The sequence below is a fragment of the Paracoccus shanxieyensis genome (genome assembly GCF_009711265.1).
GTDB classification, from domain to species: Bacteria; Pseudomonadota; Alphaproteobacteria; order Rhodobacterales; family Rhodobacteraceae; genus Paracoccus; species Paracoccus shanxieyensis.
Genome location: NZ_WMII01000004.1, coordinates 228,296 through 254,508 on the forward strand (window position 1 = coordinate 228,296; position 26,213 = coordinate 254,508).

Here is a 26,213-nt window from a genome sequence, read left to right on the forward strand (position 1 = left end):
ATCATGCTCCCCGGCCCTTTTCGTGATTTGCCCGCCGCTTGTGCCGGACATATGCTTGCCTGAAACAACTAGAGATCCGCACCATGCCCCGCAACATCCTGATCGGACTTCTGCCTGTGCTTATTGTCGCAGCCTGCGGCACCCCGCAGGAGCGTTGCATCAGCCGCAACACCAGTGAATACCGCACCGTCGCAAGGCTTCTGGCCGAGGTCGAGGGCAATCTGGCGCGCGGATATGCGTGGGAAGAACGCCAGATCACCCGCACCGAATGGGATGACTGCCCCTATGTCGTGCGCGGCAAGGATGGTGAGCGGCGGGTGCTGTATCGGTCCTGCCTGCGCGATGTCGTGGACACCGAACGGTATCGCGTGCCGATCGACCCCGCGGCCGAAACCCGCAAACGCGACAACCTCGAGGCCCGCAAGACGGCGCTGTCACGCCCTGCGGCGCGCGCGGTCGATGCCTGCAAGGCCGCCTATCCCGAGGATGCCGCTCAAGGCTAAAACGCCGCCGGAGCCACGGCATCGCCCAGACTGCGCCCGCCATCGACGCGCAGGATCTGGCCGGTCACAAAGGCTGCGCCGTCGCTGGCCAGATATTGCACCGTCGCACCCAGCTCATCCGCCCCGGCGATGCGCCCCAAGGGCGTCGCCGACACCAGCTTGTCGCGCAATTGCGGATCCTCGCGCAGGCTCATCTGCAACTGGTTCGACATGATCGAGCCGAAGGCCACACCATTCACCCGGATGCGCCGGGGGGCCAGCGCCATGGCCAGCGACCGCGTGGCCTGCGCCTGCGCCGCGCTGGCGATGGAATAGGCCAGCATCTGCGGCTGCGGCCGGTCAGCGGCCAGCGAGGTCAGATTGACGATGGCGCCGTTCTGCAGCGCTTCGTTTTCAGGATCGGCCTCGGCCTGGGCCACCATGCGTCTGGCGACCATCTGCGACAGTTTCAGCCCCGAGATCATGTTCTCGCGCAGCATGTCGCCCAGCAATTCATCATTGACCGCCAGCGGGTCGCAGAACTGCACCATGCGATGCGCATTTACCAGAATGTCGATGCGGTCGAAGGCGTCGATCGTGGCCGAGACCAGATTGGCCAGCGTCAACTTCTGCCCCAGATCGCCCGCGAAGGCACGCACCGGCCCCTCGGTCCAGGCGGCACTGCCCAGTTCGGCCTCAAGCGCGGCTTCGTCGCTATCGGCAAAGACGACATGGGCGCCGGCCTCTTCCAGATGGCGGGCGATGGCCAGACCGATGCCTTTTGCGGCCCCCGTCACGATGGCGCTGCGGCCCTGCACGGAAAAGCTCATCTGCGGCGTCCTTTCGCAGCACCCGGCCGGGCAGCATTCCTGCGCGCGCCGGTCGCCGTCAGGATCTTGAAGCGGTTGTCGCCCCCCAGTTCCGATACATCTCCAAAATGGTCGCGCAGCACGGCCTCATAGGGTAGATGCCGGTTCGCAACCATCCACAGCCGCCCTGCCCCGGTCAAAAGACCGGCGGCGGCGCGGATGAAGGCCGCGCCCAGCTTGGGATCTGCGGTGCGGCCCTGATGGAATGGCGGGTTCATGATGACGCCGTTCACCGGCTCGGGCAGGCGGAAATCACGGGCATCGGCCCAATGGAACTGGGCGCGCGGATCGGTCACGTTGCGGCGCGCGCAGTCCAGCGCCAAGGCGTCGGCCTCGACCAGATGCAGCGTGCCGATGCCGGGATGTTTCAGGACCTCGGCCGACAGCCAGCCCCAGCCCGCGCCCAGATCGACCATGCGCGAGGGCAGCTTTTCCGGCAGATGCTGCAGCAGCGCGACCGAGCCGGGATCGGGACCATCGGCGGAAAACACGCCCGGCCGCGTCACGAAGCCGGGTGCCGCCTGAATTTCGCGGTCGGCCCAGTCGGCGGGCAGCCAGCCGGGCGCGCCGACGGTGACGCGGAAGATCTTGCCATGCGCGCGCGACTGCGGCTCATCGACCGTGGCCAGCCCGCGCATTTCCTTCAGGATCGCATCGACGCCATCGGTCTTTTGCCCGTCGATCCAAAGCGCCGCGCCCGAGGGCAGACGTGACGCGGCATCGGAGATGCGGGCATGGGCCTCGGCCTTGGCACGCGGCAGAAACACCAGCGCATGATCGAAATCGCCCGTGGCAGCGGTCGCGACATCAAAGCCGCGCGCCTTTAGCGCCGCGAATTCGGGATAATGCCGCTGCACGATCTGCATCTGCGCGGCGTCGAAATGGGACAAATCGCTGTCGGCATCTGCGCCCAGCACCAGCAAACGGCCAGCGGGCGGCGTATCGCCGAAAACGAGTTCCAGACGGGAACCAGCCAATTTTTTACTCTTTTTCCAGGGTGCATTGCAGCGGATGCTGCTGGCGGCGTGCAAGTTCCATCACCTGCGCCACCTTCGTTTCCGCAATCTCATGCGAGAAGACGCCGACCACGGCCACGCCTTTGCGGTGAACCGTCAGCATGATCTCGATCGCCTGCGCATGGGTCATCTTGAACAGGCGCTCAAGCACATGCACGACGAATTCCATCGGCGTGAAATCGTCGTTCAGCAGCAAGACCTTGTAAAGCGGCGGACGCTGGGTGCGCGGCTTGGTCTTGACCGCCAGATCGACATCCTCGCGATCATCGGGATTGGTCATATGCGGATCTGTCACGAGGCCTGCGGCGAATGGTTGCGATGGCAAGAATATAGGACTTTTCCATCGGGATGTAAGCCCTGCTTGCCACGCCGGATCGCGACCCAGCACAACCAATACGAGAAATAGGCGAAAATGCGGCAAAGTTAAGGTTTCCGTGTCGCCTGAGCCGTGATATTGTCGGTTTATTAACGAAGGGTCCGCATATTGAACGGATCCTCTGAGGCAGAAGAGACCGGGACAGTGAGCAGAATCACCAAAAACGTCCGACTCGGACTGATGATCCTATTTGCATGGGCGATCCCCATGTCCGTCGCCGCGGCACCTTTCGCGGCTTATGTCATGGACGCGCGCACCGGCAACGAGATCTATTCGCAGAACGCGAATACTCGGCTGCATCCGGCCTCGCTGACCAAGATGATGACGCTTTACATGGCCTTCAACGCCATTGAACGCGGTCAGGTCCGGCTGGACAGCAAGTTTCTGGTCTCCAGCCATGCCGCAGCGCAGCCGCCATCGCGGTTGGGCCTGCGTGCGGGCCAGCGGATCGAGCTGCGTTATCTGATCCGTGCCGCCGCCGTGAAATCGGCCAATGACGCGGCCACCGCCATCGGGGAAAACATCGCCGGATCGGAACAGAAATTCGCGGCCCAGATGACCGCGATGGCCAAGGCGCTGGGAATGAACAATACCCAGTTCCGCAACGCGAATGGCCTGACCGCCGAAGGCCATTATTCGACAGCGCATGACATGTCGGTGCTGGGTCGCCGGCTGTTCTATGATTATCCGCAATATTACAACATCTTCTCGCGTCGCTCGGCGGATGCGGGGATTGCCACGGTCTCCAGCACCAACAAGCGGTTTTTGGACAGCTATGAAGGCGCGGACGGCATCAAGACCGGCTATACCCGTGCGGCGGGCTTCAACCTGACCGCCTCGGCCAAGCGCGGCTCCAAGCGGATCATCGCAACCGTTCTGGGTGGCAACTCGACTGCGCACAGAAACGCCGTCATGGCGCAGCTTCTGGATGCAGGCTTCGGAAAGGCCCCCACCCGTGCGCGAGAGGTCAAGCCCGCGCCGCCCGAGCTGATCGTCGCCGAACCCCGCAAGGTCGTGCGCCGCGCAGATCAGGTCGCGCGGGTGCAGCCCTCGGCGCCGGCGCAGGCGCAAGCCCAGGCCCAGGCGCAGGCGGGATCGACCGTGCAGCTTTCGGCCTCGGATCGTCCGGTGGCGCGGGCCTCGACCGCAGGCGTCGTGACGCCCGCCGCGATTTCGGCAGCGGTCTCGCGGGCACAGGCCGCGGTGCGGGACGGCGAAACGCTGGCCGCATCCTCGCGTCCCATCCGCAAACCGGGCGCGACGGTCACGGCTTCGACCAAGGGCAGCGAGGATCTGCTGGCCACCGCGCGTCCCACCAGCCGCCCCGAAGGCGATGTGGCCGGGGCCGATGCGCTGCTGGAATCGGATCGCCCGACGCCCGCCCCGCGCAGCGACGATGCGGCCAGCCCGCAGCCGCAGGCATCGCTTTTCATGCTGCAGGCCCCCGCGCCTCAGGCACAGGACGCCCAGCCCGCACCGCGCATGGCGCTGACTGAGGCCCCCGCCCCTGCTCCGCGTCAGGATGCGATCATCCTGACTTCGCTGGATCCTGTTGATCCGGCCGATACGGCGGCCACGCATGTCGTCAGCCGCAATGGCGGGGCGCGTGGCTATGGCATTTCGCTGGGCCTTTATACCTCGCAGGTCGCGGCGCAGAATGCGCTGCTGAAGGCCGAATTGCAGGAAAGCGGCGCGCTTGGCGCGGCCTCGGGCAGCGTCGCCAATACCCGCCGCGGCTTCGAGCCGGGCTTTACGGGCATGTCGCGCGAAACCGCCGAACTGGCCTGCGGTCGCCTTGGCGCCCGCCAGCAGGACTGCACCGTCGTCGGCCCCTAGGCCCTGCGACAACTGACCCCATTGCGCCGCCCGGAGATTCCGGGCGGTGTTCTTTTGGGCGGTGGCCAAGTCAAACAGCAGCCATAGCCCACGCATTCGGGCCTGCGCCGCATGTCGAAACCGCAAGCCGCAGCAATGCGTTGAACGTGAAGCCGGTGCCTTGGGGGGCGGCGACGCATCCCGGACCGGCACGGAAACCGTCCGGCGCGCGCGCCGCCAGAGGAGACACCATGGGCTACAAGTCGATCCTGACCGTTCTGACCCGCAGCCAGACCACATTGCTGGATTCCGCCATCGCCATGACCCGACGTCAGGATGCGCATCTGGACGTGTTCTGTCTGGGCGTGGATCACACGCAAAGCGGCTATTACTATGCCGGTGCGTCGGCCTATGTCTTTCAGGAATCCATCGACAAGGCCATGACCGATGCCAGCGCGCTTGAGGCCGAGGTCCGCGCGCATCTTGCCGCGCAGGATATCCGCTGGTCGGTCGACTCGGCCGTGGCCCAGGTCGGGGGCCTGTCCACGCTGGTCGGGATGCGCGCGCGCTATGCCGATCTGGTGGTGCTGAACCTGCCCTATGCGCAGGACGCGACGCCGGATGCCGAGGCTGTCACCGAAGCCGCGCTGTTCGAAGGCACCGCGCCGGTGCTGATCGTGCCGCAGACGCTCGACAAGCCCTGCGGCAAAAAGATCCTGATCGCATGGGACCAATCCAATGAGGCGCTGAATGCCGTGCGCCGTGCCATGCCGCTGCTGCAGGCCGCCGATGCGGTCGAGATCACGGTCGTCGACCCCTCACCCAGCAATCCCGAACGCGCCGAGCCGGGTGCCGCCCTGTGCCAGATGCTGGTCCGTCAGGGCATCAAGGCCGAAATCGCCGTGCTGGCCCGCACCCTGCCGCAGATCAGCGACATCCTGTCCCGTCGCGTGATCGAGATCGGCGCCGATATGGTGGTGATGGGCGCCTATGGCCATTCGCGCTTTCGGCAGGCGTTTCTGGGCGGCGCCACCCGCAACATGCTGCAAAAGGCGGAAGTGCCCATCCTGATGGCGCATTGACCCGCAGGGCCGGGGCGCTAATGCGCCTCGGCCCAGCTTGCGCCCGTGCCTGCGTCAACGACCAGCGGCACGTCCAGCTGCACGGCGGGTGCGGCCGCGCCTTCCATGACCTTGCGGGCCTCGGCGATCAGCGTGTCGACCGCGCCCTCCTCGACCTCGAAGACCAGTTCATCATGCACCTGCAACAGCATCTTTGCGGGCAGGTCGGCGATGGCGGCGGGCATCCGGATCATCGCCCGGCGGATGATGTCGGCAGCCGCCCCCTGAATCGGCGCGTTGATCGCGGCGCGGCGCGCACCGCCTGCCGCCGGGCCGCTTTGGTTGATGCCCGGCGTCATGATCCGCCGCCCGAACAGCGTGCGGACATAGCCGTCCTGCTTGGCCTCGGCCACGGTGCGGTCCATATAGGCGCGGATTTCCGGGAAACGCTCGAAATAGGTGTCGATGAACGCCTGCGCCTCGGCCCGCGGAATGCGCAAATTGCGCGCCAGCCCAAAGCCCGAGATGCCATAGATCACCCCGAAATTGATCGCCTTGGCGCGGCGGCGGATCATCGGATCCATCCCCTCGATCGGCACGCCGAACATCTGGCTGGCGGTCATCGCATGAATGTCGATGCCGTCGCGGAACGCCTGTTTCAATGCCGGGATCTGCGCAACATGCGCCAGAATCCGCAGCTCGATCTGGCTATAGTCCAGACTGACCAGCCGCATCCTCGGCCCCGCGACAAAGGCCTGCCGGATGCGCCGCCCCTCCTCGGTCCGAACCGGGATGTTCTGCAGGTTCGGATCGGTCGAGGCCAGACGCCCGGTCTGCGCGCCGGTGATCGAATAGCTGGTATGAACGCGCCCGGTCTCGGGGTTCACATGCTGCGGCAGCGCGTCGGTATAGGTCGATTTCAGCTTGGAAATCGCCCGCCAGTCCAGAACCCGGGCGGGCAGATCATGCCCCTCGGCGGCCAGATCCTCCAGCACATCGGCGCTGGTCGAAAACGCCCCGGTCTTGCCCTGCTTGCCACCCTGCAGGCCCATGCGCTCGAACAGGATCTCGCCCAGCTGCTTGGGACTGCCGACATTGAAGGGCCCGCCGGCCAGTTCGTGGATCTCGGCCTCCAGCGCGGCCATCTTCTGGGCGAAGGCGCTGGACATGCGCTTGAGGTGATCGGCGTCGATGCGGATGCCCGTCATCTCCATATCGGCCAGCACCGCAACCATCGGCCGTTCCAGCAGCTGATAGGCGGTCATCACACGGTTTTTCGGCAGCAGCGGGCGGAAATGATGCCACAGCCGCCATGTCACTTCGGCATCCTCGGCGGCATATTCCCCGGCCTTGGCGATCGGCACCTCGGCAAAGCCGATCTGCGACTTGCCCGAGCCGATCAGGTCCTTGATCGGAATACAGCGATGGCCCAGATAGCGGTCGGCAAGCTCATCCATTCCGTGATTGTGATCGCCCGCATTCAGGGCATAGGACATCAGCATCGTATCCTCGACCGGCGCCATGCGGATGCCGTGCCGGGCAAGGATCTTCCAGTCATACTTGATGTTCTGGCCGATCTTCAGTGTGGCCGCATCCTCCAGCACCGGCTTCAGCAGCGCCAGCGCACGGGCCATCTCCATCTGCCCGTCCAGCCGCGCGGGCGCACCGAACAGATCGCCCGCCGCCCCTTCGCTGACATGGCCCAGCGGCAGATAGGCTGCCCGCCCCGGCCCCGTGCACAGCGAAACCCCCACCAGATCGGCCTGCATCTCATCCAGCCCGGTGGTCTCGGTATCGATGGCCACCTGGCCCTTCTCGGTGATCTCGGCCAGCCACAGGCTCAGGGCGGCCTCGTCGCGGATGATCTCATAGCCGGACCGGTCGATGGCGGGCAGATCGGCCTTGCTTTCGGCGGCCGCTGCCGCAACCTCGACCGCGGGCGGCGGCTCGGTGCCAAAGCGCTCGGCCACGCGATTGGTCAGGGTGCGGAACTCCATCCGATTCAGAAACTCCAGCAACCCCTCGGGATCGGGATCGCGGACCTCCAGCGTCTCCAGCCCGAAATCCAGCGGCGTGTTGCAGTCCAGCTCGACGAGCCGCTTCGAGATGCGGATCTGCTCGGCATGATCGATCAGCGTCTGGCGGCGCTTGGGCTGCTTGATCTCGCTGGCGCGCGCCAGCAGGGTCTCAAGATCCCCGTATTCCTCAATCAGTTGCGCGGCAGTCTTGATGCCGATTCCCGGCGCGCCGGGGACGTTGTCGACCGAATCCCCGGCCAGCGCCTGCACGTCGATGACCCGCTCGGGGCCGACGCCGAACTTCTCGCGCACCTCGTCGGGGCCTATGGGTTTGCCCTTGATCGGGTCCAGCATCTCGACGCCGCCGCCGACCAGCTGCATCAGATCCTTGTCCGAACTGATGATCGTCACCCGCCCGCCCGCATCGCGCGCCTGACAGGACAGCGCGGCGATAATGTCATCGGCCTCATAGCCCTCGGTCTCGATACAGGCGATGTTGAAGGCCCGCGTCGCCTCGCGCGTCAGCGGAAATTGCGGTCGCAGATCTTCGGGCGGCTCAGGGCGGTTCGCCTTGTAAAGCGGATAGATCTCATTGCGGAACGTCTTCGAGGAATGGTCGAAAATCACCGCTGCATGGGTCGGCGCATCGCTGCCCGTGCCGTCCTGAATGTATTTCCACAACATGTTGCAGAACCCGGCCACCGCCCCGATCGGCACCCCGTCCGACCGCCGCGTCAGGGGAGGCAGCGCATGATAGGCGCGAAAGATGAACGCCGAGCCGTCGATCAGATGCAGATGGTGCCCCTTGCCGAATGCCTCACCCATGCCTGTCGCTCCTTGCTGCAATGATCAGGCCCCCTTCTGGCACGATGGCAGCCGGGGGCCAAGCCTGACACATGGGCGGGCCATCCGCGTCCTTGTTTTCCAAATACCCCCGCCGGAGGCGTCAGGACCGCGCCGAAAGCGCCCCCCGACCCTGCCGCGCGGCCGGTTCAGTGATCGTCATGCGCGTGATCGCGGTCGATCACGAAACGCTTGTCGCAATAGCCGCAATCCACCTCGCCCGTGGTCTGCGGGATCGCCAGCCAGACGCGCGGATGTCCCAGCCCACGGCTCTCATCGCCATCGCACGCCACCTTCCACGAGGTGACGACCTGAATCTCGGGGGCCGGAAGGGTCATGGCAGTTCCTTGAGCTTTGACGACAAACGCGGTTAAACCGGACCCGATCATAATGACAGCCGAGGCGCTATGCCAGCCCCCCAAGACACCGCAGACGCCATCCTGATCCAGGGCCTGACCAAGACCTATGCCGCCGCCGGGACCAACCCGGCCAAGACGGCGCTCAAGGGACTGGATCTCTCGATCGCGGCAGGCTCGATCTTCGGGCTTCTGGGTCCGAACGGCGCGGGCAAGTCGACGACGATCAACATTCTGGCCGGGCTGGTGCGCAAGACGGCGGGCAAGGTTACGATCTGGGGCTTCGATCAGGACGTGAACCCGCGCCAGTCCCGCGCGGCCATCGGCGTCATGCCGCAGGAACTCAATATCGACCCGTTCCTGTCCCCCCGTGCCAGCCTTGAGGTGCAGGCCGGGCTTTACGGCGTGCCCAAGGCCGAACGCTGGACGGATGAGCTGCTGGAGCTGGTGGGCCTGACTGAACAGGCGGGCAGCTATTCCCGGCATCTGTCGGGTGGCATGAAGCGGCGGCTGCTGCTGGCCAAGGCCCTGGTGCATCGCCCGCAGATCCTTGTGCTGGACGAACCGACGGCGGGCGTCGACATCCAGCTGCGCGACATGCTGTGGCGCAATGTGCGCAAGCTGAACGAACAGGGCATGACCATCATCCTGACCACGCATTATCTGGAAGAGGCCGAACAGATGTGCGACCGCATCGCCATCATCGACCGCGGCCAACTGGTGCTGTGCGACGATACCAGCGCCATTCTGGGCCGAGCCGATTCCAAATCGCTGATCGTCGATACCGGACCCAGCCGCGCCATTCCCGCCCTGCCCGACGGCCTGCGCGCCGAACGTCGCGCCGATGGCCGACTGGCCATCAGCTATGCCCCCTCACGGATCACCGCCGACGGGCTGATCGACCTGCTGCGCGAGGCCGACCTGCCGATCCGCGATATCGCCGTCGAGGTGCCGGATCTGGAAGATGTCTTCGTCCAGTTGACCTCGCGGCGCTAGGCCGGTTCAGAGAGGTTCGTTCAGCTCGGGCCCGGTCAGGCCGGGTCCAGCATCCGGCCCAGATCGCGGCCACCCAGAATGTGCAGATGGTAATGCGGCACTTCCTGCACGCCATGCAGCCCGGCATTGGTGATGGCGCGGAAACCCTGCCCCACATCCAGACCCACGCCCAGATCGCGCGTCAGCCGCGCCACGACGCGGGTGAAATCCACGATCTCGGCATCCGAGGCGTTCTGCGCGAAATCGTCATAGCTGACATAGGCGCCCTTGGGGATCACCAGCACATGCACCGGGGCCTGCGGGCGGATATCCTCGAAGGCCAGCGTATGGTCGGTTTCCAGCACGGTCTTGTTGGGGATCTCGCCGCGCAGGATGCGGGCAAAGATGTTCTGGTCGTCATAGGCGGGCATATGCCTCTCCGTCAGTCGCTGAACAGGTGGTCGGTGGTGGCGATGTCATGCGCGGTCTCGGGCATCACGTCCAGAAATTTCGCAAGCTGCACGGCGTTGTCATCCGGGCTGCGCCACGGCGCGACCGAGTGGAAATTGGTGAAATCCACATCGCGCAGGCGCTCGGCCTCGTGTTCCAGATCGGCGCGCACCGTGGGGATCAGCCGCTCGATGACGCCGGGCGGCGTCTCGGGTCCGGCAAGGCCCACGCGCCCGATATGGCCGCGGACGTAATCCTCATCGAAATGCGAATCGATCAGGAGGATCCGGGTGTCGGCCTTGTCCGCCATCAGATCCTGGATCAGATGCAGCGCCGAGGGATCAAGGCAGATCACCAGCCGGTTCGATTCGAATTGCTCGAACAGCAGCTTGATCAGCGCGCGGCGGTGGCGCTGGCGTTTCTCGACCGTGGTTTCGACGCCGCCCAGATCGGGCAGATGCGCATCGCTTTCGTTGAACAGGTAATCCACCGCCGGAATGTCGGTATGGCTGCGGATCGCATGGGTCAGCCGCTTGGCGACATGCCATTTCTTGCCGACGATCAGACACAGCGAGTTTTCGCGCCCCAGACTGCCATCTGTTTCCCAGAAGCGCGGCGCGAAACGCCGGCCGATCCGGCCCCGGCCCGTCAGGAACTTGAACAGCCCCGTCGCCTCGTTCGAGATCGGGAAATGCACGCCGGTCGCCGCCCAAAGCGCACCCAGCCGCTCGCGCAGCCGGATCGCTTCGGGCGAGATCTTGCGGGCGAACAGATAATTCTGCCCGATCAGCAGATCGTATTGATCGTTGTGAAAGACCACCGGCATCCCGTAATCGGTAAAGACCAGATAGGTCAGCGTGCGGGCGCGGATTTCCTTGCGCGGCACGACATGGGGCACGATGGTCTGGAAGAATGTCTCATCCGGGATCCATGTCGTCGCGAAGAACCGCATCACATCGGGGCGCGAATCGCAGAACTCCAGCACCCGCTCGACCGACTGGCGGCGCAGACACCACCATTGCGACCCGATCTGCACCTGAATATCGGCCGGGATCTGCCGCGTGATCTTGAACCGCTTCTGGAATGCATAGCTGGCATAGAACAGCTTGGACTGCGTGCGTTCGTTGAACCAGTGGCGATAGATCAGCCGCTCTTCCTTGAAGCCGGTCTTGATCCAGTCCGATTCAAGGAAATCGAAATTCTCGATGTAGTCGCAGTCTTCGGCGTCCAGAAAGGCATGGGCGTATTCGGCCGACTTGATCGGCATGCAGTCGCCCGACAGCATATAGAAATGCGTCGCCAGCGGAAACGAATCAACCGCAACGCGAACCGCCTCCAATGTGGCCCCGACCAGCGACCATTCGCCCCAGCCGCATTTCCACCGCTTTGCCGCGAAGGCGACGCTGGGATCATCGGCTAGGGCGCTGCGGATCGCCTCGAAATCCTTGGGATTCGCGCGGCCGTCGAAATGGATGGCGACGTAATCGCCCGATGCGGTCAGCCTTTTGGCCTGAGCAATGACGCCCTTGGGGTCCTTGTGGCAGAGCAGAATGAAGGCAATCCGGGCCATTATGTAATCAATCCGTAATCAAGAGCTGCCATGTCGTTCTACACGCGGTTGAATCTCTTTCGGCGATTTGCTTTCTGTCTCTAACGATTTTGGCGATGGCGACAACCCGGCCCTAGCCCAGAACAAGGAATGATAGAATGGGATTTCCCGGAACCTGGATGACGGAAAGCGAAAGCATGGTCTATCGCGTCGTTCCGAAATGCGCCTGCTCATCCATTGGTCAGATCATGTTTTTTTCCGATCATGGCCGGTATTTCGACGGCGACATCCATGATTCCACCAGCGGTCTGCACAAGTGGAGCCAGGAGGCCAGCCAGCGCCCGATCGAGGAAAGCGTCAAGGCGCACAAGTCGCTGACCTTCACCTGCGTGCGCAACCCCTACGGGCGCATCCTGTCGTCGTTCTTCGACAAGATCGCGGGCATCCAGCGCAACGGCAAGCGCTACCGGGGCAATCTGGTGCCGCAGCTGATCCAGCGTTACGGCATCGACGTGGGCAGCCCCGAAAACAATTTCGACTTCGACCAGATCGCCAGCTTCCGTCGATTCCTGCTGTTTGCGCGCGACACCATCCGCTGGCGCCGCCCGATGGAGCCGGACATTCACTGGTCCTCGATGGCCGGTCACATCTCGACCTTCATCGTCAATGGCGGGCGTTACGATCAGATCTTCTTTACCGAGAAGTTCAACGACGGGATGCAGAAGGCGCTGGACGCCGCACCGACCCGGGTCAAGCTGGACGTGAACGACGTGCCCAAATTCAACGAATCCGAAGGTCACGGCCCCAAGCGCGCCCATAAGATCAGCGAATATTTCGACGATCTGTCGCGCCATCTGGTCTGGGAAATCTACAAGAAGGATTTCCAGCTGTTCAAATACGATTTCGACAATCCCGACAACAAGATGCCCAAATCCGAGGTGGACCTGAACGAGGTTCACGCCAAGCTGGGCCGCTGACAGCCCCCTGCCCGCCATGACAATCGCGTCACGGCGGGCAAGGCGCGAAGATTTCCCTTGCGAAATACGAAAACAACGCTATTTTCGCGCGTTCATCAGACCGGCGGGGGAAGTCCCGGACCGACGCCCCCGTATGCGCAACTAAACCGTTTCGCGACTTGCGGCTGACGCTCCATTGTCCTATGCCCCGCCCCAGACCCGATATTCAGAATCCGGGGCCGTCTTTGGATCGCCCCCCTAACCTTGAGGTTGTGACATGGCCGTCCCTCAGAACCGAGTTACCCGCTCCCGCCGCAACATGCGTCGTTCGCATGATGCACTGGTTGCCGGCAACCCGAACGAATGCACCAACTGCGGCGAACTGAAGCGCCCGCACCACGTCTGCCCGTCCTGCGGCCACTATGGTGACCGTGAAGTGGTCGCGCAGGCGAATGAAGTCGACCTGGACGACGACGCGGCCTAAGCGGACCGACCGCGGACATGACTTTGGCGGAAAGCAAAACCAACGCGCCTGCCCCGGAAAACAAGGGCGGCGTGGTGATATCTGTTGACGCCATGGGCGGAGACCGGGGCCCTGCCGCGGTCATGGGCGGGATTGCGCAAAGCGCCGAGAAAAATCCCGATATCCGCTTTATCGTCCACGGCCCGAAACCCGAGCTTGAGCGCCTGATCGGGCGCCGCAGCGACCTGCTTGCGCGTTGCGACATCCGCGATGCGCAGGGCGTCGTCTCGATGACCGACAAGCCCAGTCAGGTGCTTCGCAAGGGCGAAGGCACCTCGATGTGGTCTGCCGTCGAATCCGTCCGTCAGGGCGAGGCGACGGTTGCCGTCTCCTGCGGCAATACCGGCGCGCTGATGGCGCTGTCGATGCTGCGCCTGCGCAAGCTGCCGGGCGTGAACCGTCCGGCCATCGCCTGCCTGTGGCCCTCGCGCAATCCGCAGGGCTTCAACGTCATGCTGGATGTGGGCGCCGATATCCGCGCCGATGCCGAAGACCTGCTGGCCTATGCGCTGATGGGGGCATCCTATGCCCGCAACGGTCTGGGCCTGTCCCGCCCCCGCGTGGGCTTGCTGAATGTCGGCACCGAAGAACACAAGGGCCGCGCCGAGCTGAAACAGGCGCATGAGCTGATCGCCGGGATGTCCGAGGCGGGCAGCTTTGACTATATCGGCTTTGTCGAAGGCAGCGATCTGCCCTCGGACCGGGTGGATGTGATCGTCACCGACGGCTTTACCGGCAATGTCGCGCTGAAGACCGGCGAAGGCACCGCAAAGCTGGTGGGCGATTTCCTGAAGGAAGCCTTCGGCAATTCCGTCATGTCGAAATTCGCGGCGCTTCTGGCGATGACCTCGCTGAAGCGGCTGCAAAAGCGCATCGACCCGCGCCGCGTCAATGGCGGGGTGTTTCTGGGTCTGAACGGCACGGTCGTGAAGTCGCATGGCTCGGCCGATGCGACCGGCGTGTCGGCCGCGCTGAAACTGGCCTTCCAGCTGGCGCAGTCCGGCTTTCACGACCGTCTGGCCGCGCGGATCGCGCAATCCTTGGCCGCCGAGGCCGCCACGACCACCGAACACAAGGGGATGTCCTGATGCGGCGCGCAATTGTCCGAGGCACCGGCCATTACCTGCCCGAACGCGTGGTGGAAAACAGCTGGTTCGAGGACAAGCTGGACACCACCGACGCCTGGATCCGGTCGCGCACCGGGATCGAGCGTCGCCATTTCGCCGCTGACGATCAGGGCACCAGCGATCTGGGCATCGCCGCCGCCAAGGCCGCGCTGGCGAATGCCGGGCTGCAGGCCGATGATATCGACGCGGTGATCGTCGCGACCTCGACCCCCGACTATACCTTCCCCTCGGTCGCAACCATGGTTCAGGCCGGTCTGGGCATGACGCGCGGCTTTGCCTTCGATGTGCAGGCAGTCTGCGCGGGCTTCATCTTTGCGCTGTCGAATGCCGATGCGATGATCCGGTCGGGTCAGGCGGACCGGATGCTGGTGATCGGTGCCGAGACCTTTACCCGCATCATGGACTGGACCGACCGTGGCACCTGCGTGCTGTTCGGCGACGGCGCGGGCGCGCTGGTGCTGGAAGCCGCCGAAGGCGCGGGCACGGCAGAAGATCGCGGCATTCTTGCCACCGACCTGAACAGCGACGGCAAATATCGTGACCTGCTTTATGTCGATGGCGGCGTTGCCACCACCGGCACGGCGGGGCATCTGCGGATGCAGGGCAATCTGGTCTTTCGCCATGCCGTCGAAAAGCTGGCCGCGACCGCGCATCGCGCGCTGGAAAAAGCCGGCATCCCCGAAGATGGCGTCGACTGGCTGGTGCCGCATCAGGCCAATCTGCGCATCATCGAGGCGACTGCCAAGCGCATGAACCTGCCGCTGGAAAAGGTCGTGCTGACGGTTGCCGATCACGGCAATACCTCGGCCGCCTCGATCCCGCTGGCACTGTCGGTCGCCAATTCCGAAGGCCGTTTCCAGCCCGGCCAGATCGTCGTGGCCGAGGCCATCGGCGGCGGGCTGGCTTGGGGGTCGGTGGTGCTGCGCTGGTAATCAGCGCAGCTGCGAATCCTTCGAGGCGCGGCGGTTGATCCCGCCTGCCGGTTTGAAGGCGCGGTCCCGCCCCGACTGGCAATGGACGCAAAGCTGCACACCGGGAATTGCGGCGCGGCGCGCCTCGGGGATCGGCTCATCGCATTCGGCGCAGAATTCGGCGCTGGCGACAGCCCCACGCCCGGCATTGCGCGCCCGCATCCGCGCAATCGCCTCTTGTGTCGAGATGTCGATCTGTTCGTTCACCGCGTCATCGCGCGCCCAGCCGCCAGCCATGTCATCCCCGCCCTGCAAAACAGAAAAGATAGGTCGCTTTTTGCGGCAGTCAAATACCCGGACGTCCCGCAGATTGCAGATCTTCGCAACTTCGCTGTAAAATCCGTCTGTTGCGGAACCTGAAACGGGCGCAGGTTGTTGACACAATGCGACAAAAAAATCATCCTTGAGCCAATAGAGAGGTTTCCAGATGAGCGACTCCACCCTGACCCGTATGGATCTGGCAGAGGCCGTGTTCCGCGAGGTTGGCTTGTCGCGGCATGAATCCGCGCAACTGGTCGAAAGCGTGCTTGGCCATATTTCGGACGCGCTGGTGCGTGGCGAACAGGTCAAAATTTCGTCCTTCGGCACGTTTTCGGTGCGCGACAAGAACGAACGCATCGGTCGCAATCCCAAGACGGGTGAGGAAGTGCCGATCACGCCCCGCCGCGTGCTGTCCTTCCGCCCCTCGCATCTGATGAAGGATCGCGTGGCCGCCGGAAACGACGCCGATAGCTGATGGACAAGTCGCCCGACGCCTTCCGCTCCATCGGTGAAGTGTCGCGCCTGGTGGGCGTCGCGCCGCATGTTCTGCGTTACTGGGAAACGCAGTTCACCCAGTTGTCTCCGGTCAAGCGCAGCGACGGCCGCCGCTATTACCGCCCCGAGGATGTCCGGCTGATCGCCGGGCTGTGTCAGGTCATGCGCGAAGAGGGCATGAGCATTCGCGGCGCCAAGCGGCTGATTGCCGCGGATCGCGGCGCGGGGCTGCGCCAGATCGGCGCGCAGCGACTGGGCGAAACCGCATCCGCGGATGACACTCAACGCCGGGCTCCGGCAGCCGTGCGGCTGGCCCTGCCCGAACCAACAGGATCCGAAACGGCCCAAGACACGGCGCTGGCCGCTGTGCCGCCCCCCGCCCGCGACCGGGTTGACGTGACCCGCGCCACGGCCCGCCGCCGCAAGCCTGCGGCGGATGAGCCTTTGCCGCTGTTCCCCGAAATCGCCCCGCAAACGGCGCCTTGGATCCTGCGCCTGACCCGCCTTGCCGCGATGTTGCGCGCGCATGAGGCCTCGGGCCAGCCGCTGCCCCCCGAATCCGCCGCCCTTCGCGGTGGTTTGTACCGACGCTAGAGCCATGATCCGGCGCGATTTCGCGGCCATGGCTGTCGCGCGTCATAAGATCGACATTATCCCCCGATTTTCCGCCCGCGCCCCCTTGTGCTTCGCGCGCGCTTCGCTCTATATGCGCCTCGTCGGGCCGTGGCGCAGCCTGGTTAGCGCGTCCGTCTGGGGGGCGGAAGGCCGAGAGTTCGAATCTCTCCGGCCCGACCATTCCGAAAACGCCTGTTCCTTTTCAGGGACAGGCGTTTCCCCTTTCTGAAAGATCCCCATGAACGGTGTCCTGCCCGACAACGCCCTGCGGCAACTGATCGAAACCGGGGCCATCCGCGCCGAACAACCGATCCTGCCCGGCCAGATCCAGCCCGCCAGCCTTGACTTGCGCCTAGGCACGACCGCCTGGCGGCTGCGTGCCTCGTTCCTGTGCGGGCGGGGGCGCAAGGTCAGCGAGCGGCTGGCCGATTTCGAGATGCACCGCATGGATCTGTCGAACGGCGCGGTGCTGGAAAAGGGCTGCGTCTATCTGGTGCCCCTGATGGAGCGGCTGACCCTGCCCGCCGGTCTGGATGCCGTGGCCAATGCCAAAAGCTCGACCGGGCGACTGGATCTGCTGACCCGGCTTGTCACGGATGAGGGGACCGAATTCGATCGCCTGCCCGATGGCTATGACGGCCCGATCTATGCCGAGATCTGCCCACGCAGTTTTTCGGTTCTGGTGCGCCCCGGCATGCGGCTGAACCAGCTGCGGCTGCGTCAGGGTCAGGCGGTGCTGTCCGATGACGATCTGCGCGACCTGCATGCCGCCCAGCCGCTGGTGACGGGCGCGGCGCTGATCGACGACGGCTTGGGCTTTTCCGTCGATCTGCGACCCAAAAGCGGCGATCTGGTCGGCTATCGCGCCCGCCCCCATAGCGGGGTGATCGATCTGGACCGCATCGGCGCCTACCGGGCGGCGGATTTCTGGGATGAGCTGCGCACCAGCGATGGCCAGCTGATTCTGGATCCCGGCGCGTTCTATATTCTGGTCAGCCGCGAATCGGTGGCGATCCCGCCCGATTACGCCGCCGAGATGGCGCCCTATCTGGCGATGGTCGGCGAATTCCGTGTGCATTATGCGGGATTTTTCGATCCCGGTTTCGGGCATGGACAGGGCCACGGCGCGCGCGGCGTGCTGGAGGTGCGCTGCCACGAAGCCCCCTTCGCGCTGGAACACGGGCAGGTGGTCGGGCGGCTGATCTATGAGCGGATGGCCCAGCGGCCCGCGCAGCTTTACGGCACGGGCATCGCCTCGAATTATCAGGGTCAGGGCCTGAAACTGGCCAAGCAGTTCGTCTAGCGCAGACGCTTGGTGATGCGCGCGGCCTGACGGGCGCGCTTCACTGCCTGCCGCGTGGCCTTTTCGCGGCTTCTCTGCTGCGCGGTCTGTTTGCCGCCGGTCTGGTTCATCGTCCGGATGGACTTGCTGATCCCCTTGTTCATCAGCCGGTTGCCGAACATGCGGATGAACATATTGATGACTTGGCCGATGCCCATGATCTGTCCTTAATCGTCCTCAAAAAGGTCTTCTGCGGGGGCGGTGATGCCCTCGTCCTCATCGGTCTGGGCCGAGGGGAACAGTCCCGGAATATCTGCTCCGGGCGGGCGGGATTCAAGCAGTCCCGCCGCACGAAGTTCGGCCAGTCCGGGCAGATCGCGCGCACTTTCCAGCGAGAAATGGTCCAGAAAGGTTTCCGTCACCACGAAGGTCACCGGACGGCCCGGCGTCTGCCGTCTGCGGCCCACCCGCACCCATTCCAGTTCGATCAACTGATCCAGCGTGCCGCGATTGACGGCGACGCCGCGGATCTCCTCGATCTCGGCGCGGGTGACGGGCTGGTGATAGGCGATGATTGCCAGCGTCTCGGTCGCGGCGCGCGACAGGCGGCGGCTTTCGACGGTCTGTTCCTGCATCAGAAAGGACAGATCCGCCGCCGTGCGGAACGCCCAGGCATCGCCCACGCGCGCAAGCTGCACCCCCCGCCCGTCATAGCGTCGGCGCAGCGCCTGCAACGCCTCGGGCGCGTCGCAGCCCACGGGCAGCCGCGCCGAGATCTCGCGCAGGCTCATCGGTTCGGCGGCGGCGAACAGCACGGCTTCGACCATGCGCTCCTGCTCGGCCATGGCGGGCGGCGGGAAGCGCTGCGGATCGGTCGGTTCGGTCATTCGGGACGCCTGCTGCGGATGGTAATGGGGGCGAAGGTGTCGGATTGGCGCAATTCCAGCTTGCCCTGCCGCGCCAGTTCCAGCGTCGCGGCAAAGGTCGCCGCCGTGGCCGAACGGCGGCGCCGGGGATCAGCGGCCCAGCCATCGGGCAGGAAATCGGCAAGCTGCGTCCAGTCCCCGGCATAGCCGATCAGGCCGCGCACGCGCTCCAACGCCTGCTCCATGGTAAAGACATCGGTGCGGTCAAAGGCAAAGGGGCGGAATTCGTCGCGGGTGCGCAGCCGGGCATAGGCGCGCATCAGGTCGATCAGCCCGGCCTGCCACGCCACCTGCCGCGACCGCACCACGGTTTCGGGCGCGCCACGCGCAAAGCGCTGATGCCCCAGCCGGTCGCGCCCCATCAGCTGCGCCGAGACCTCGCGCATGGCCTGCAGACGTTCCAGCTGAAAGGCCAGATGCGCGGCCATGTCTTCGGCGCTGGGGCCTTCGGCTTCGGGATCTGGCGGCAACAGCAGCCGCGATTTCAGAAAGGCCAGCCATGCCGCCATGACCAGATAATCCGCCGCCAGTTCGATGCGCAGCGCCCGCGCCTGATCGACAAAGGCCAGATACTGATCGGCCAGCGTCAGGATCGAGACCTGCATCAGATCCACCTTCTGCGTCCGCGACAGGCTGAGCAGCAGATCCAGCGGCCCCTCGAAGCCGGACACATCGACGACCAGCACCTCATCCGCCTGCCGGTCGGCCACGCTTTGCGGCGCAAGGCCCGGCAGTTCGGGCGCATCGTCGGGAACGGGGGTCAGATAGGGAACCTTGGTCATCATCGGGCCATGCGCAGGGATCGGCACAGAATCGGGCATGGCATGGGGCAAGTCAATCGCTCAGGCCAAACACGCGGGCCAAACACTCGGGCCAAACACTCAGGCCAGCGCGCCAAGTTCGCGCAGCTCATCGCGAAGTGCGGCCAGTTGCATCGGCGCGGGGGCAGAGCGCATGGCCAGCGCCCGCTCGGCACGGCGCGCGGCCTGCGGGGTCATGGCACCGGCTGCGGTGACGATCGCCTCCATCTGGGCCGGGGTTTCGTTGCAGGACAAGACCAGATCGCAACCCGCCGCGATGATCGAGGCCGCGCGCTGGGACATGCTGCCCGACAGCGCCTGCATGCCGATATCGTCGGACATCAGCAGCCCGTCAAAGCCGATGGTGTCGCGGATCAGCGCGATCACCGGGGCCGAAGCCGTGGCGGGCGCATCGTCGATCGCGGTAAAGCGGATATGCGCGGTCATCGCCATCGGCAGATCCGCCAGCGCGACGAAGGGCGCGAAATCGCTGGCCAGCAGGTCCTGCAGCGGCGCGTCGACCACGGGCAGATCCTTGTGGCTGTCGACGCGCGCCCGGCCATGGCCCGGCATATGCTTGATGATCGGCAGCACGCCCGAGGCCAGCAGCGCATCCGCCGCCACCCGGCCCAGCCGCGCCACGCTGCCCGCATCCGTGCCAAGGCAGCGGTTGCGCAGAAACGGGTGCGTGTCGTCGCGGGCGATGTCCAGAACCGGCGCACAATCGGCGTCGATGCCCATCTGGCGTAATTCCTGCCCCAGCAGAAGGTGATGCAGCCAGACGGCGCGCTCGCCCCGCGCGGCCACGTCCAGCGGTGCGGCCCAGTCGGTCCAGTGCGGCGCGCGCATGCGCTGCACGCGCCCGCCTTCCTGATCGATCAGGATCGGCGCGTCGCGGCCAAGCGTCTCGCGCAGATCGCCGGTCAGCCGCTGCAGGCGGTCGGGCGTGTCGATATTGCGGCCGAACAGGATGAAGCCCCAGGGATCGGCCGCGCGGAAGAAATCCCGCTCGGCCGGGGTCAGGTCAGGCCCGGCGATGCCGCCAAGGATCGTCGCTCCGGCCACTTACTTCGCCGTGGCCGGGATGCAATCCACGCCGCCCGCGATCAGCGCCGCGCAGAAGCGCCGCGCTTCGTCCTTCGAGGCAAAGCCGCCCGCGCGCAGCCGCCAGAAGGTGCGGCCATTGGTGGCATGTTCCTGCACGACCATGTTCTTGCCCGCGAAGACCGCGCCGAACTTGGCCGCGACGCGGTTCCATTCGCCGCGCGCCAGCTTGTCGCTGTCAAACGCGCCGATCTGCGCCATGGCCGAGCCCGAGGCAGGCTTGGCCGCAGGTTCTGGCGCTGCGGCGGGTGCGTCGGCGACGACCGGCGGACGTTCGGCTGGGGCCGCTGGGGCGGCAGAAGGGGCAGCGGCGGCAGCGGGCGCCGCAGCCGAAGCACGCGCGACACGCTGCGGACGGGCCGCAGGGCGCACGGATTGCGCCACGGCGGGGTTCGCGACCGGATTCGCGACCGGGGCCTGCGCCTCGGCAAGGGCCTGATTGATCGCGGTATCCTGCGTCTGCTGGCCCGACAGATCGGTCAGCGCCTCGTTCACCGGGGCTTCGGGGGCGGCGGGCACATCGCTGATGATCGCGGCCTCGACCGAATCCGGCTCGATGGTGGATTGCGCGGCGGCAGCGGCAGCCGCAGCGGCGGCTTGTTGATCGGTCGTGGCGATGACCGGCGCGATGTCATCCTCGGGCGGCAATTCGACGGCGCGCGACGGCTGCTGCGCCGTGGCCCCCAGAACGCCCATGGCGACATCCTGCGGCTCCAGCCCGGCGGCGGCGGGGGCAATCGCCACCTGATCCACCTGCCCCGGCTGGCTGCCGGCAGCGACCGAATTCACGGCAAGGCCGGTGCGGTCCGACAGCTCTCCGCCGGGATTTTCCGGCGCGGTGCGGGCCTCGCCCTGCACGGCGCGGATCACCGGCACACCGGACACATCGCGCACCACCAGCTTGAAGCCCCAGACCGCCAAAATCACGATCAGCCCGACCGAGACCAGCGCCCCCAGATAATGCGTCAGCCGCGACAACCGCCCCAGCAGCGATACCGGCGCGGGCGGCCCTTCGGCATAAGCCTGATAATGGCTTTCGTCCCAATCGGGATCGTGCATCTGGTCGTGATACGCGCCATCCGGGTCATGGGCATGAGGGAAGTCATGCTCGTGGCGTTGGGGCCGCGCGCCTTGGAACCCGCCCGAGCGGAAATCTACTACTGCCATCTCTGCCTGCCTGCCGGTTTGCCCGGATTTGCTGTCTGCTCGTTACTCTGCTCGACACCGGCAGGGCGCTGTTTTCAGCGCATCTCTTTGGCCGGAGTCACCCCCAAGATACCAAGACCGGCTGAAATGACAACGCCAACGCTGCGCACCAGCGCGATTTTTGCCGAAGTTGCGGCCAAATCACCCTCTTGCACGAAACGCAGCGACAATTCGTCATTGCCGCGGTTCCACAGCGAATGCAGATCCGACGCGATATCATACAGGAAAAACGCGATCCGGTGCGGCTCATTGGCGCGGGCGGCGATTTCCACGGTGCGCGGCCATTCGGCGACCTTGCGCGCCAGTTCCAGTTCTGCCGGGTGATCCAGCAGCGCCAGATCGGCCTTGGCCAAGGCGGCATCCTCGGTCGCGACGCCCAGATCGGCGGCCTTGCGCAGGACCGAGTTCACCCGCGCGCTGGCATATTGCACATACCAGACCGGGTTGTCCTTGGACTGTTCCAGCACCTTGTCGAAATCGAAATCCAGCGCCGCGTCGTTCTTGCGCGTCAGCATGTGGAAACGGGTCACATCGGCCCCCGCCTGTTCCACCACATCGCGCAGCGTGACGAAGGTGCCGGCGCGCTTCGACATCTTGAAGGGCTCGCCGTTCTTGAACAGCTTGACCAGCTGGATCAGCTTCACGTCCAAGGCTACGCGGCCATTCGACAGCGCCTTGACGGCGGCGGTCATGCGCTTGACATAGCCGCCGTGATCGGCGCCGAACACGTCGATCAGCTGGTCGAAGCCCCGGTCGATCTTGTCCCAGTGATAGGCGATGTCGGGCGCGAAATAGGTCCAGGCCCCATCCGATTTCTTCACCGGACGATCCACATCGTCGCCATGGCTGGTCGAGCGGAACAGCGTCTGCTGGCGCGGCTCCCAGTCTTCGGGGGTCTTGCCCTTCGGCGGCTCCAGCACGCCCTCATAGATCAGGTCCATGCTGCGCAGCCGGTCGATCGCGGCCTCGATCCGGCCGGTGCCATACAGCGCCTTTTCGCTGGCGAACACATCCATATGCACGTTCAGCAGCGCCAGATCCTGACGGATCACCTCCATCATCGCGCTGGTGGCGAAGTCGCGGATATCGGCCAGCCAGACATCCTCGGGCTGATCCAGCAGGCTGTCGCCATATTTCGCCTTCAGTGCCTCGCCCACCGGGATCAGGTAATCGCCGGGATACAGGCCCTCGCGGATCGCGGGCTCCTGCCCGTTCGCCTCGCGGTAGCGTTCATAGGCCGAGCGCGCCAGCACATCGACCTGCGCGCCGCCGTCGTTGATGTAATATTCGCGCGTCACGTCATAGCCCGCGAAATCCAAGAGCGCCGACAGCGCATCGCCAAAGACCGCGCCGCGCGTATGGCCGACATGCATCGGCCCGGTCGGGTTGGCGCTGACGAATTCCACATTGACCTTGATGCCCCGCCCCAGATCGGAACGGCCGTAATCGCCCCCCGCGGCCAGCGCGGCACGGATGACGCCCTGCCATTGGGCCGGGTCGATGCGCAGGTTCAGAAAGCCTGGCCCCGCCACATCGGCGGCGGTGATGCGCGGATCGGCGGCAAGGCGCGCGGCCAGCGCATCGGCGATGTCGCGCGGCTTCTTTCCGGCGGGTTTGGCCAGCACCATCGCGGCATTGGTGGCCATGTCGCCATGCGCGGCATCGCGCGGCGGCTCGACCGTCACGGCGGCGGTATCAAGGCCCGCGGGCAGCTCGCCCGCCTGTTCCATCTGCGCCAGCGCATCCAGCACCAGCACGCGGATATCCGAAAAGAGGTTCATCGCATCCATCCTTAGTCGCTGCGGGATAGCCTTTGGCGCGGGGGGCCGTCAACTGCGCCCCGTCCCGATATGGCGCGATCAGATTGACGGGGCGCAGCTTTTCGGTTAGGTGCAGCGCGTCTGCATCCGGCAGACAAGGCGAGGGGCGTGCGGTATTGCGTCCCTGAACGCTGCCCCCGGTTTCCGAACCCCGGCGGCGAAGGACGCAAAGAACTGCGCGGGCAGATGATGCCGCGCTTTGACACGAAAGCCCTGAATGACCAAGTTTTCCGATCTGAAGCTCGACCCCAAGGTTCTGCAAGCCATCGCCGAGGCAGGCTATGAAAGCCCGACGCCGATTCAGGCTGCGGCGATTCCGCCCGCGCTGGAAGGCCGCGATGTGCTGGGGATCGCCCAGACCGGCACCGGCAAGACCGCCAGCTTCACGCTGCCGATGATCACCCTGCTGGGCCGTGGCCGGGCGCGGGCGCGCATGCCGCGTTCGCTGGTCCTGTGCCCGACGCGCGAACTGGCCGCGCAGGTTGCCGAGAATTTCGACGTCTACGCCAAGCACACCCGGCTGACCAAGGCGCTGCTGATCGGTGGCGTCAGCTTCGGCGAACAGGACAAGCTGATCGACCGAGGCGTCGACGTGCTGATTGCGACGCCGGGCCGCCTGCTGGACCATTTCGAACGCGGCAAGCTGCTGCTCAACGGCGTGCAGATCATGGTCGTGGACGAAGCCGACCGGATGCTGGACATGGGCTTCATCCCCGATATCGAGCGGATCTTCCAGCTGACGCCCTTTACCCGGCAGACGCTGTTCTTTTCGGCCACCATGGCGCCGGAAATCGAACGCATCACCGACACCTTCCTGCACGCCCCCGAACGGGTCGAGGTGGCGCGTCAGGCCACCACCTCGGAAACCATCACGCAGAAACTGGTCGAGATCGCGCCCACCCGCCGCGACCAGTCGGCCAAACAGAAGCGTGAGCTGCTGCGCGCCCTGATCCGTGCCGAGGGTGAGGCGATGAAGAACGCCATCATCTTCTGCAACCGCAAGACCGATGTGGATATCGTCGCGAAATCGCTGAAATCGCACGGTTTCAACGCCGCCCCGATCCATGGCGATCTGGACCAGCGGCACCGCATGGCCACGCTGGACGAATTCCGCGAAGGCAAGCTGCAGATCCTTGTCGCCTCGGATGTGGCGGCGCGCGGGCTGGACATTCCCTCGGTCGGCTATGTCTTCAACTATGACCTGCCCAGCCATGCCGAGGATTACGTCCACCGCATCGGCCGCACCGGCCGTGCCGGTCGTCTGGGCACCGCCATCTCGATCTCGACCCCGGCGGATGAGAAATATCTGACCGCCATCGAGGCGCTGGTGAAGCAGACCCTGCCCCGTGCCGACGTGCCAGAGGGCTTCTCGCTGTCTGCCGCCGCACAGGACGCGCCGCGCGCGCCGCGCGAAAACGGCCGCCGCGGCGGGCGCGACAGGGACCGCGATCGCGACCGCCGTGGTCGCCGCGATGACAGCGAACAGCGCGCCGCCTCGCCAGAGGCCCCGCGCGAGGATGCCCGCCGCGCCGAGCCGCGCGCCGCAGAAGCCCGTCCCGAAACTCGTGCTGCGGAAAGCCGTGCGCCCGAAGCCCGCGTGCCGGAAAGCCGTTCCCATGACAATCGTGGGAATGACAACCGGGGCAATGATACGCGCGGTCACGACCATCGCAGCCGCCGCGATGACAACCGGCGCGACGACAACCGCCGCGATGATCGGCATGACCGTCGCGATGATCGCCGCAGCGATCGCAATTCCGTCATGGGCATGGGCGATCACGTCCCCGAATTCATGACGCGGATCTTCCGTCCGGGTCTGGTCGAAGGCGCATTGTCGGACGACGCCCCCGATCTGCCGGCAACCGAAGCAACGGCGGCCCCTGCAGCGCCGGTCGCCGCAAAGCCCGTCGCCGCCGAAATCCCGGCCAAAGCTCCGGTCCAGACCATCGAGACCCCGGCCCAGCCGCAAGAGGCAAGCCCGGCAATCGAAGTCGCAGAAGCCGCCCCCGAAGCCTCCGAGGCCCCGGCCAAGCCCGCGCGCAAACCCCGCGCCCCGCGCAAGCCGCGTGGCAAGGCGGCAGAGCCGGTGCAGACCTTGACCGAGGCCGAAGCCGCCACACCGGAAGCCCCCGCGGCAACCGAAGCCGAGGCCGAGGCGACCCCGGCCAAGCCCAAGCGCCGCACCCGCACAGCCAAGCCCAAGGCCGAGCCTGCCCTCGATGCCGCCGAGACCGTCGAAACGCCTGCAAAGAAGCCTGCCAAGCCTCGGGCCCCGCGCAAGAAAAAGGCCGACACCGCTGAGCAGACCGCGCCAGCC

The 26,213-nt window shown here is 65.5% G+C and carries 25 protein-coding genes, 1 tRNA gene and 1 pseudogene; 13 read left to right on the forward strand and 14 right to left on the reverse strand.

Annotation, left to right across the window (positions count from 1 at the left end; all coding sequences use genetic code 11):
- Positions 1-83 precede the first annotated feature (83 nt).
- Complete coding sequence (locus tag GL284_RS06265) at positions 84-503, forward strand: hypothetical protein (protein WP_155043737.1); 420 nt, start codon at positions 84-86, stop codon at positions 501-503.
- Here the strand turns inward: GL284_RS06265 and GL284_RS06270 are convergent.
- From GL284_RS06270 to clpS, 3 genes are read right to left on the reverse strand one after another with little or no spacing between them, the layout of a single operon-like run.
- Entirely contained in the window at positions 500-1,312 is an 813-nt protein-coding gene (locus GL284_RS06270; protein WP_155043738.1) for an SDR family NAD(P)-dependent oxidoreductase, read from the reverse strand. The two genes, GL284_RS06265 and GL284_RS06270, sit on opposite strands and share 4 nt — an antisense overlap.
- Complete coding sequence (locus GL284_RS06275) at positions 1,309-2,328, reverse strand: class I SAM-dependent methyltransferase (RefSeq protein ID WP_155043739.1); 1,020 nt, start codon at positions 2,326-2,328, stop codon at positions 1,309-1,311. Before GL284_RS06275 ends, GL284_RS06270 begins: the two co-directional genes overlap by 4 nt.
- Before the next feature lie 4 nt (positions 2,329-2,332).
- Positions 2,333-2,647, reverse strand: a complete 315-nt coding sequence (gene clpS / locus GL284_RS06280) for an ATP-dependent Clp protease adapter ClpS (protein ID WP_155043740.1) — start codon at positions 2,645-2,647, stop codon at positions 2,333-2,335.
- A gap of 303 nt (positions 2,648-2,950) precedes the next feature.
- Here clpS and GL284_RS06285 point away from each other — a divergent pair, with 303 nt between their 5' ends.
- Together GL284_RS06285 and GL284_RS06290 are read left to right on the forward strand one after the other, a co-directional pair.
- Positions 2,951-4,579, forward strand: coding sequence for a D-alanyl-D-alanine carboxypeptidase family protein (locus tag GL284_RS06285; RefSeq protein ID WP_230382915.1), 1,629 nt, complete (start codon positions 2,951-2,953; stop codon positions 4,577-4,579).
- Positions 4,580-4,809: 230 nt separating this feature from the next.
- A complete protein-coding gene (locus GL284_RS06290) occupies positions 4,810-5,640 on the forward strand; it encodes a universal stress protein (RefSeq protein ID WP_155043742.1) in 831 nt (276 codons plus the stop codon).
- 17 nt (positions 5,641-5,657) lie between these two features.
- Here the strand turns inward: GL284_RS06290 and polA are convergent, their stop codons facing one another.
- On the reverse strand, positions 5,658-8,462 hold the full coding sequence (gene polA / locus GL284_RS06295) for a DNA polymerase I (protein WP_155043743.1): 2,805 nt from the start codon (positions 8,460-8,462) through the stop codon (positions 5,658-5,660).
- 167 nt (positions 8,463-8,629) lie between these two features.
- The gene (locus tag GL284_RS06300; protein ID WP_155043744.1) at positions 8,630-8,818 is read right to left on the reverse strand and encodes a zinc-finger domain-containing protein; all 189 of its coding nucleotides are present in this window, start codon (positions 8,816-8,818) and stop codon (positions 8,630-8,632) included.
- Between the two features lie 69 nt (positions 8,819-8,887).
- On the opposite strand from GL284_RS06300, the gene GL284_RS06305 reads away from it, so the two are divergent.
- A complete protein-coding gene (locus tag GL284_RS06305; RefSeq protein ID WP_155043745.1) occupies positions 8,888-9,832 on the forward strand; it encodes an ABC transporter ATP-binding protein in 945 nt (314 codons plus the stop codon).
- A gap of 35 nt (positions 9,833-9,867) precedes the next feature.
- On the opposite strand, the gene GL284_RS06310 is transcribed toward GL284_RS06305, so the two are convergent.
- Positions 9,868-10,242, reverse strand: a complete 375-nt coding sequence (locus GL284_RS06310) for a histidine triad nucleotide-binding protein (protein ID WP_155043746.1) — start codon at positions 10,240-10,242, stop codon at positions 9,868-9,870.
- A gap of 11 nt (positions 10,243-10,253) precedes the next feature.
- Complete coding sequence (locus GL284_RS06315; RefSeq protein WP_155043747.1) at positions 10,254-11,831, reverse strand: DUF5928 domain-containing protein; 1,578 nt, start codon at positions 11,829-11,831, stop codon at positions 10,254-10,256.
- Between the two features lie 137 nt (positions 11,832-11,968).
- On the opposite strand from GL284_RS06315, the gene GL284_RS06320 reads away from it, so the two are divergent.
- From GL284_RS06320 to GL284_RS06335, 4 genes are all read left to right on the forward strand, one after another.
- On the forward strand, positions 11,969-12,787 hold the full coding sequence (locus GL284_RS06320; protein WP_155043748.1) for a sulfotransferase family protein: 819 nt from the start codon (positions 11,969-11,971) through the stop codon (positions 12,785-12,787).
- 256 nt (positions 12,788-13,043) lie between these two features.
- A complete protein-coding gene (gene rpmF / locus GL284_RS06325) occupies positions 13,044-13,250 on the forward strand; it encodes a 50S ribosomal protein L32 (RefSeq protein ID WP_142662950.1) in 207 nt (68 codons plus the stop codon).
- A gap of 17 nt (positions 13,251-13,267) precedes the next feature.
- A complete protein-coding gene (plsX, locus tag GL284_RS06330; RefSeq protein ID WP_155043749.1) occupies positions 13,268-14,377 on the forward strand; it encodes a phosphate acyltransferase PlsX in 1,110 nt (369 codons plus the stop codon).
- On the forward strand, positions 14,377-15,348 hold the full coding sequence (locus tag GL284_RS06335; RefSeq protein WP_155043750.1) for a beta-ketoacyl-ACP synthase III: 972 nt from the start codon (positions 14,377-14,379) through the stop codon (positions 15,346-15,348). The genes plsX and GL284_RS06335 overlap by 1 nt, the downstream gene beginning before the upstream one ends.
- On the opposite strand, the gene GL284_RS06340 is transcribed toward GL284_RS06335, so the two are convergent.
- Positions 15,349-15,624, reverse strand: coding sequence for a DksA/TraR family C4-type zinc finger protein (locus tag GL284_RS06340; protein ID WP_155043751.1), 276 nt, complete (start codon positions 15,622-15,624; stop codon positions 15,349-15,351).
- Positions 15,625-15,814: 190 nt separating this feature from the next.
- Here GL284_RS06340 and ihfA point away from each other — a divergent pair, with 190 nt between their 5' ends.
- The 4 genes from ihfA to GL284_RS06360 all read left to right on the forward strand — a co-directional run bounded on the left by ihfA (position 15,815) and on the right by GL284_RS06360 (position 18,061).
- Positions 15,815-16,123 carry an integration host factor subunit alpha gene (ihfA, locus tag GL284_RS06345; protein ID WP_155043752.1) on the forward strand — a complete coding sequence of 103 codons (309 nt, stop codon included), beginning with the start codon at positions 15,815-15,817 and terminating at the stop codon, positions 16,121-16,123.
- A complete protein-coding gene (locus tag GL284_RS06350) occupies positions 16,123-16,737 on the forward strand; it encodes a MerR family transcriptional regulator (RefSeq protein WP_155043753.1) in 615 nt (204 codons plus the stop codon). Before ihfA ends, GL284_RS06350 begins: the two co-directional genes overlap by 1 nt.
- A 123-nt stretch (positions 16,738-16,860) precedes the next feature.
- Positions 16,861-16,938 (forward strand) — tRNA-Pro (locus tag GL284_RS06355).
- A gap of 58 nt (positions 16,939-16,996) precedes the next feature.
- Positions 16,997-18,061, forward strand: coding sequence for a 2'-deoxycytidine 5'-triphosphate deaminase (locus GL284_RS06360; RefSeq protein WP_155043754.1), 1,065 nt, complete (start codon positions 16,997-16,999; stop codon positions 18,059-18,061).
- On the opposite strand, the gene GL284_RS06365 is transcribed toward GL284_RS06360, so the two are convergent.
- The 6 genes from GL284_RS06365 to argS form a co-directional block, all read right to left on the reverse strand.
- A complete protein-coding gene (locus tag GL284_RS06365; protein ID WP_155043755.1) occupies positions 18,058-18,258 on the reverse strand; it encodes a hypothetical protein in 201 nt (66 codons plus the stop codon). The two genes, GL284_RS06360 and GL284_RS06365, sit on opposite strands and share 4 nt — an antisense overlap.
- Positions 18,259-18,267: 9 nt before the next feature.
- The gene (gene scpB, locus GL284_RS06370) at positions 18,268-18,927 is read right to left on the reverse strand and encodes an SMC-Scp complex subunit ScpB (RefSeq protein ID WP_155043756.1); all 660 of its coding nucleotides are present in this window, start codon (positions 18,925-18,927) and stop codon (positions 18,268-18,270) included.
- Positions 18,924-19,748, reverse strand: a complete 825-nt coding sequence (locus GL284_RS06375; RefSeq protein ID WP_155043757.1) for a segregation and condensation protein A — start codon at positions 19,746-19,748, stop codon at positions 18,924-18,926. The genes scpB and GL284_RS06375 overlap by 4 nt, the downstream gene beginning before the upstream one ends.
- A gap of 99 nt (positions 19,749-19,847) precedes the next feature.
- Positions 19,848-20,831, reverse strand: coding sequence for a glycoside hydrolase family 3 N-terminal domain-containing protein (locus GL284_RS06380; RefSeq protein ID WP_341870286.1), 984 nt, complete (start codon positions 20,829-20,831; stop codon positions 19,848-19,850).
- Complete coding sequence (locus tag GL284_RS06385) at positions 20,832-22,037, reverse strand: SPOR domain-containing protein (protein WP_155043758.1); 1,206 nt, start codon at positions 22,035-22,037, stop codon at positions 20,832-20,834.
- Positions 22,038-22,111: 74 nt separating this feature from the next.
- Positions 22,112-23,857, reverse strand: coding sequence for an arginine--tRNA ligase (argS, locus tag GL284_RS06390; protein WP_155043759.1), 1,746 nt, complete (start codon positions 23,855-23,857; stop codon positions 22,112-22,114).
- 256 nt (positions 23,858-24,113) lie between these two features.
- Between argS and GL284_RS06395 the strand changes: the two are divergent.
- Positions 24,114-25,775 (forward strand): annotated as a pseudogene (locus GL284_RS06395) (DEAD/DEAH box helicase); the annotation flags it as partial.
- Between the last annotated feature and the right edge of the window lie 438 nt (positions 25,776-26,213).

What these genes read in the sequence shown, in the direction of transcription:
- GL284_RS06265 (WP_155043737.1), top strand. Translation starts at nt 84, where the DNA reads ATGCCCCGCAACATCCTGATCGGACTTCTGCCTGTGCTTATTGTCGCA.
- GL284_RS06270 (WP_155043738.1), bottom strand. Translation starts at nt 1,312, where the DNA reads ATGAGCTTTTCCGTGCAGGGCCGCAGCGCCATCGTGACGGGGGCCGCA.
- clpS (WP_155043740.1), bottom strand. Translation starts at nt 2,647, where the DNA reads ATGACCAATCCCGATGATCGCGAGGATGTCGATCTGGCGGTCAAGACC.
- GL284_RS06285 (WP_230382915.1), top strand. Translation starts at nt 2,951, where the DNA reads ATGTCCGTCGCCGCGGCACCTTTCGCGGCTTATGTCATGGACGCGCGC.
- GL284_RS06290 (WP_155043742.1), top strand. Translation starts at nt 4,810, where the DNA reads ATGGGCTACAAGTCGATCCTGACCGTTCTGACCCGCAGCCAGACCACA.
- polA (WP_155043743.1), bottom strand. Translation starts at nt 8,462, where the DNA reads ATGGGTGAGGCATTCGGCAAGGGGCACCATCTGCATCTGATCGACGGC.
- GL284_RS06300 (WP_155043744.1), bottom strand. Translation starts at nt 8,818, where the DNA reads ATGACCCTTCCGGCCCCCGAGATTCAGGTCGTCACCTCGTGGAAGGTG.
- GL284_RS06305 (WP_155043745.1), top strand. Translation starts at nt 8,888, where the DNA reads ATGCCAGCCCCCCAAGACACCGCAGACGCCATCCTGATCCAGGGCCTG.
- GL284_RS06310 (WP_155043746.1), bottom strand. Translation starts at nt 10,242, where the DNA reads ATGCCCGCCTATGACGACCAGAACATCTTTGCCCGCATCCTGCGCGGC.
- GL284_RS06315 (WP_155043747.1), bottom strand. Translation starts at nt 11,831, where the DNA reads ATGGCCCGGATTGCCTTCATTCTGCTCTGCCACAAGGACCCCAAGGGC.
- GL284_RS06320 (WP_155043748.1), top strand. Translation starts at nt 11,969, where the DNA reads ATGGGATTTCCCGGAACCTGGATGACGGAAAGCGAAAGCATGGTCTAT.
- rpmF (WP_142662950.1), top strand. Translation starts at nt 13,044, where the DNA reads ATGGCCGTCCCTCAGAACCGAGTTACCCGCTCCCGCCGCAACATGCGT.
- plsX (WP_155043749.1), top strand. Translation starts at nt 13,268, where the DNA reads ATGACTTTGGCGGAAAGCAAAACCAACGCGCCTGCCCCGGAAAACAAG.
- GL284_RS06335 (WP_155043750.1), top strand. Translation starts at nt 14,377, where the DNA reads ATGCGGCGCGCAATTGTCCGAGGCACCGGCCATTACCTGCCCGAACGC.
- GL284_RS06340 (WP_155043751.1), bottom strand. Translation starts at nt 15,624, where the DNA reads ATGGCTGGCGGCTGGGCGCGCGATGACGCGGTGAACGAACAGATCGAC.
- ihfA (WP_155043752.1), top strand. Translation starts at nt 15,815, where the DNA reads ATGAGCGACTCCACCCTGACCCGTATGGATCTGGCAGAGGCCGTGTTC.
- GL284_RS06350 (WP_155043753.1), top strand. Translation starts at nt 16,123, where the DNA reads ATGGACAAGTCGCCCGACGCCTTCCGCTCCATCGGTGAAGTGTCGCGC.
- GL284_RS06360 (WP_155043754.1), top strand. Translation starts at nt 16,997, where the DNA reads ATGAACGGTGTCCTGCCCGACAACGCCCTGCGGCAACTGATCGAAACC.
- GL284_RS06365 (WP_155043755.1), bottom strand. Translation starts at nt 18,258, where the DNA reads ATGGGCATCGGCCAAGTCATCAATATGTTCATCCGCATGTTCGGCAAC.
- scpB (WP_155043756.1), bottom strand. Translation starts at nt 18,927, where the DNA reads ATGACCGAACCGACCGATCCGCAGCGCTTCCCGCCGCCCGCCATGGCC.
- GL284_RS06375 (WP_155043757.1), bottom strand. Translation starts at nt 19,748, where the DNA reads ATGACCAAGGTTCCCTATCTGACCCCCGTTCCCGACGATGCGCCCGAA.
- GL284_RS06385 (WP_155043758.1), bottom strand. Translation starts at nt 22,037, where the DNA reads ATGGCAGTAGTAGATTTCCGCTCGGGCGGGTTCCAAGGCGCGCGGCCC.
- argS (WP_155043759.1), bottom strand. Translation starts at nt 23,857, where the DNA reads ATGAACCTCTTTTCGGATATCCGCGTGCTGGTGCTGGATGCGCTGGCG.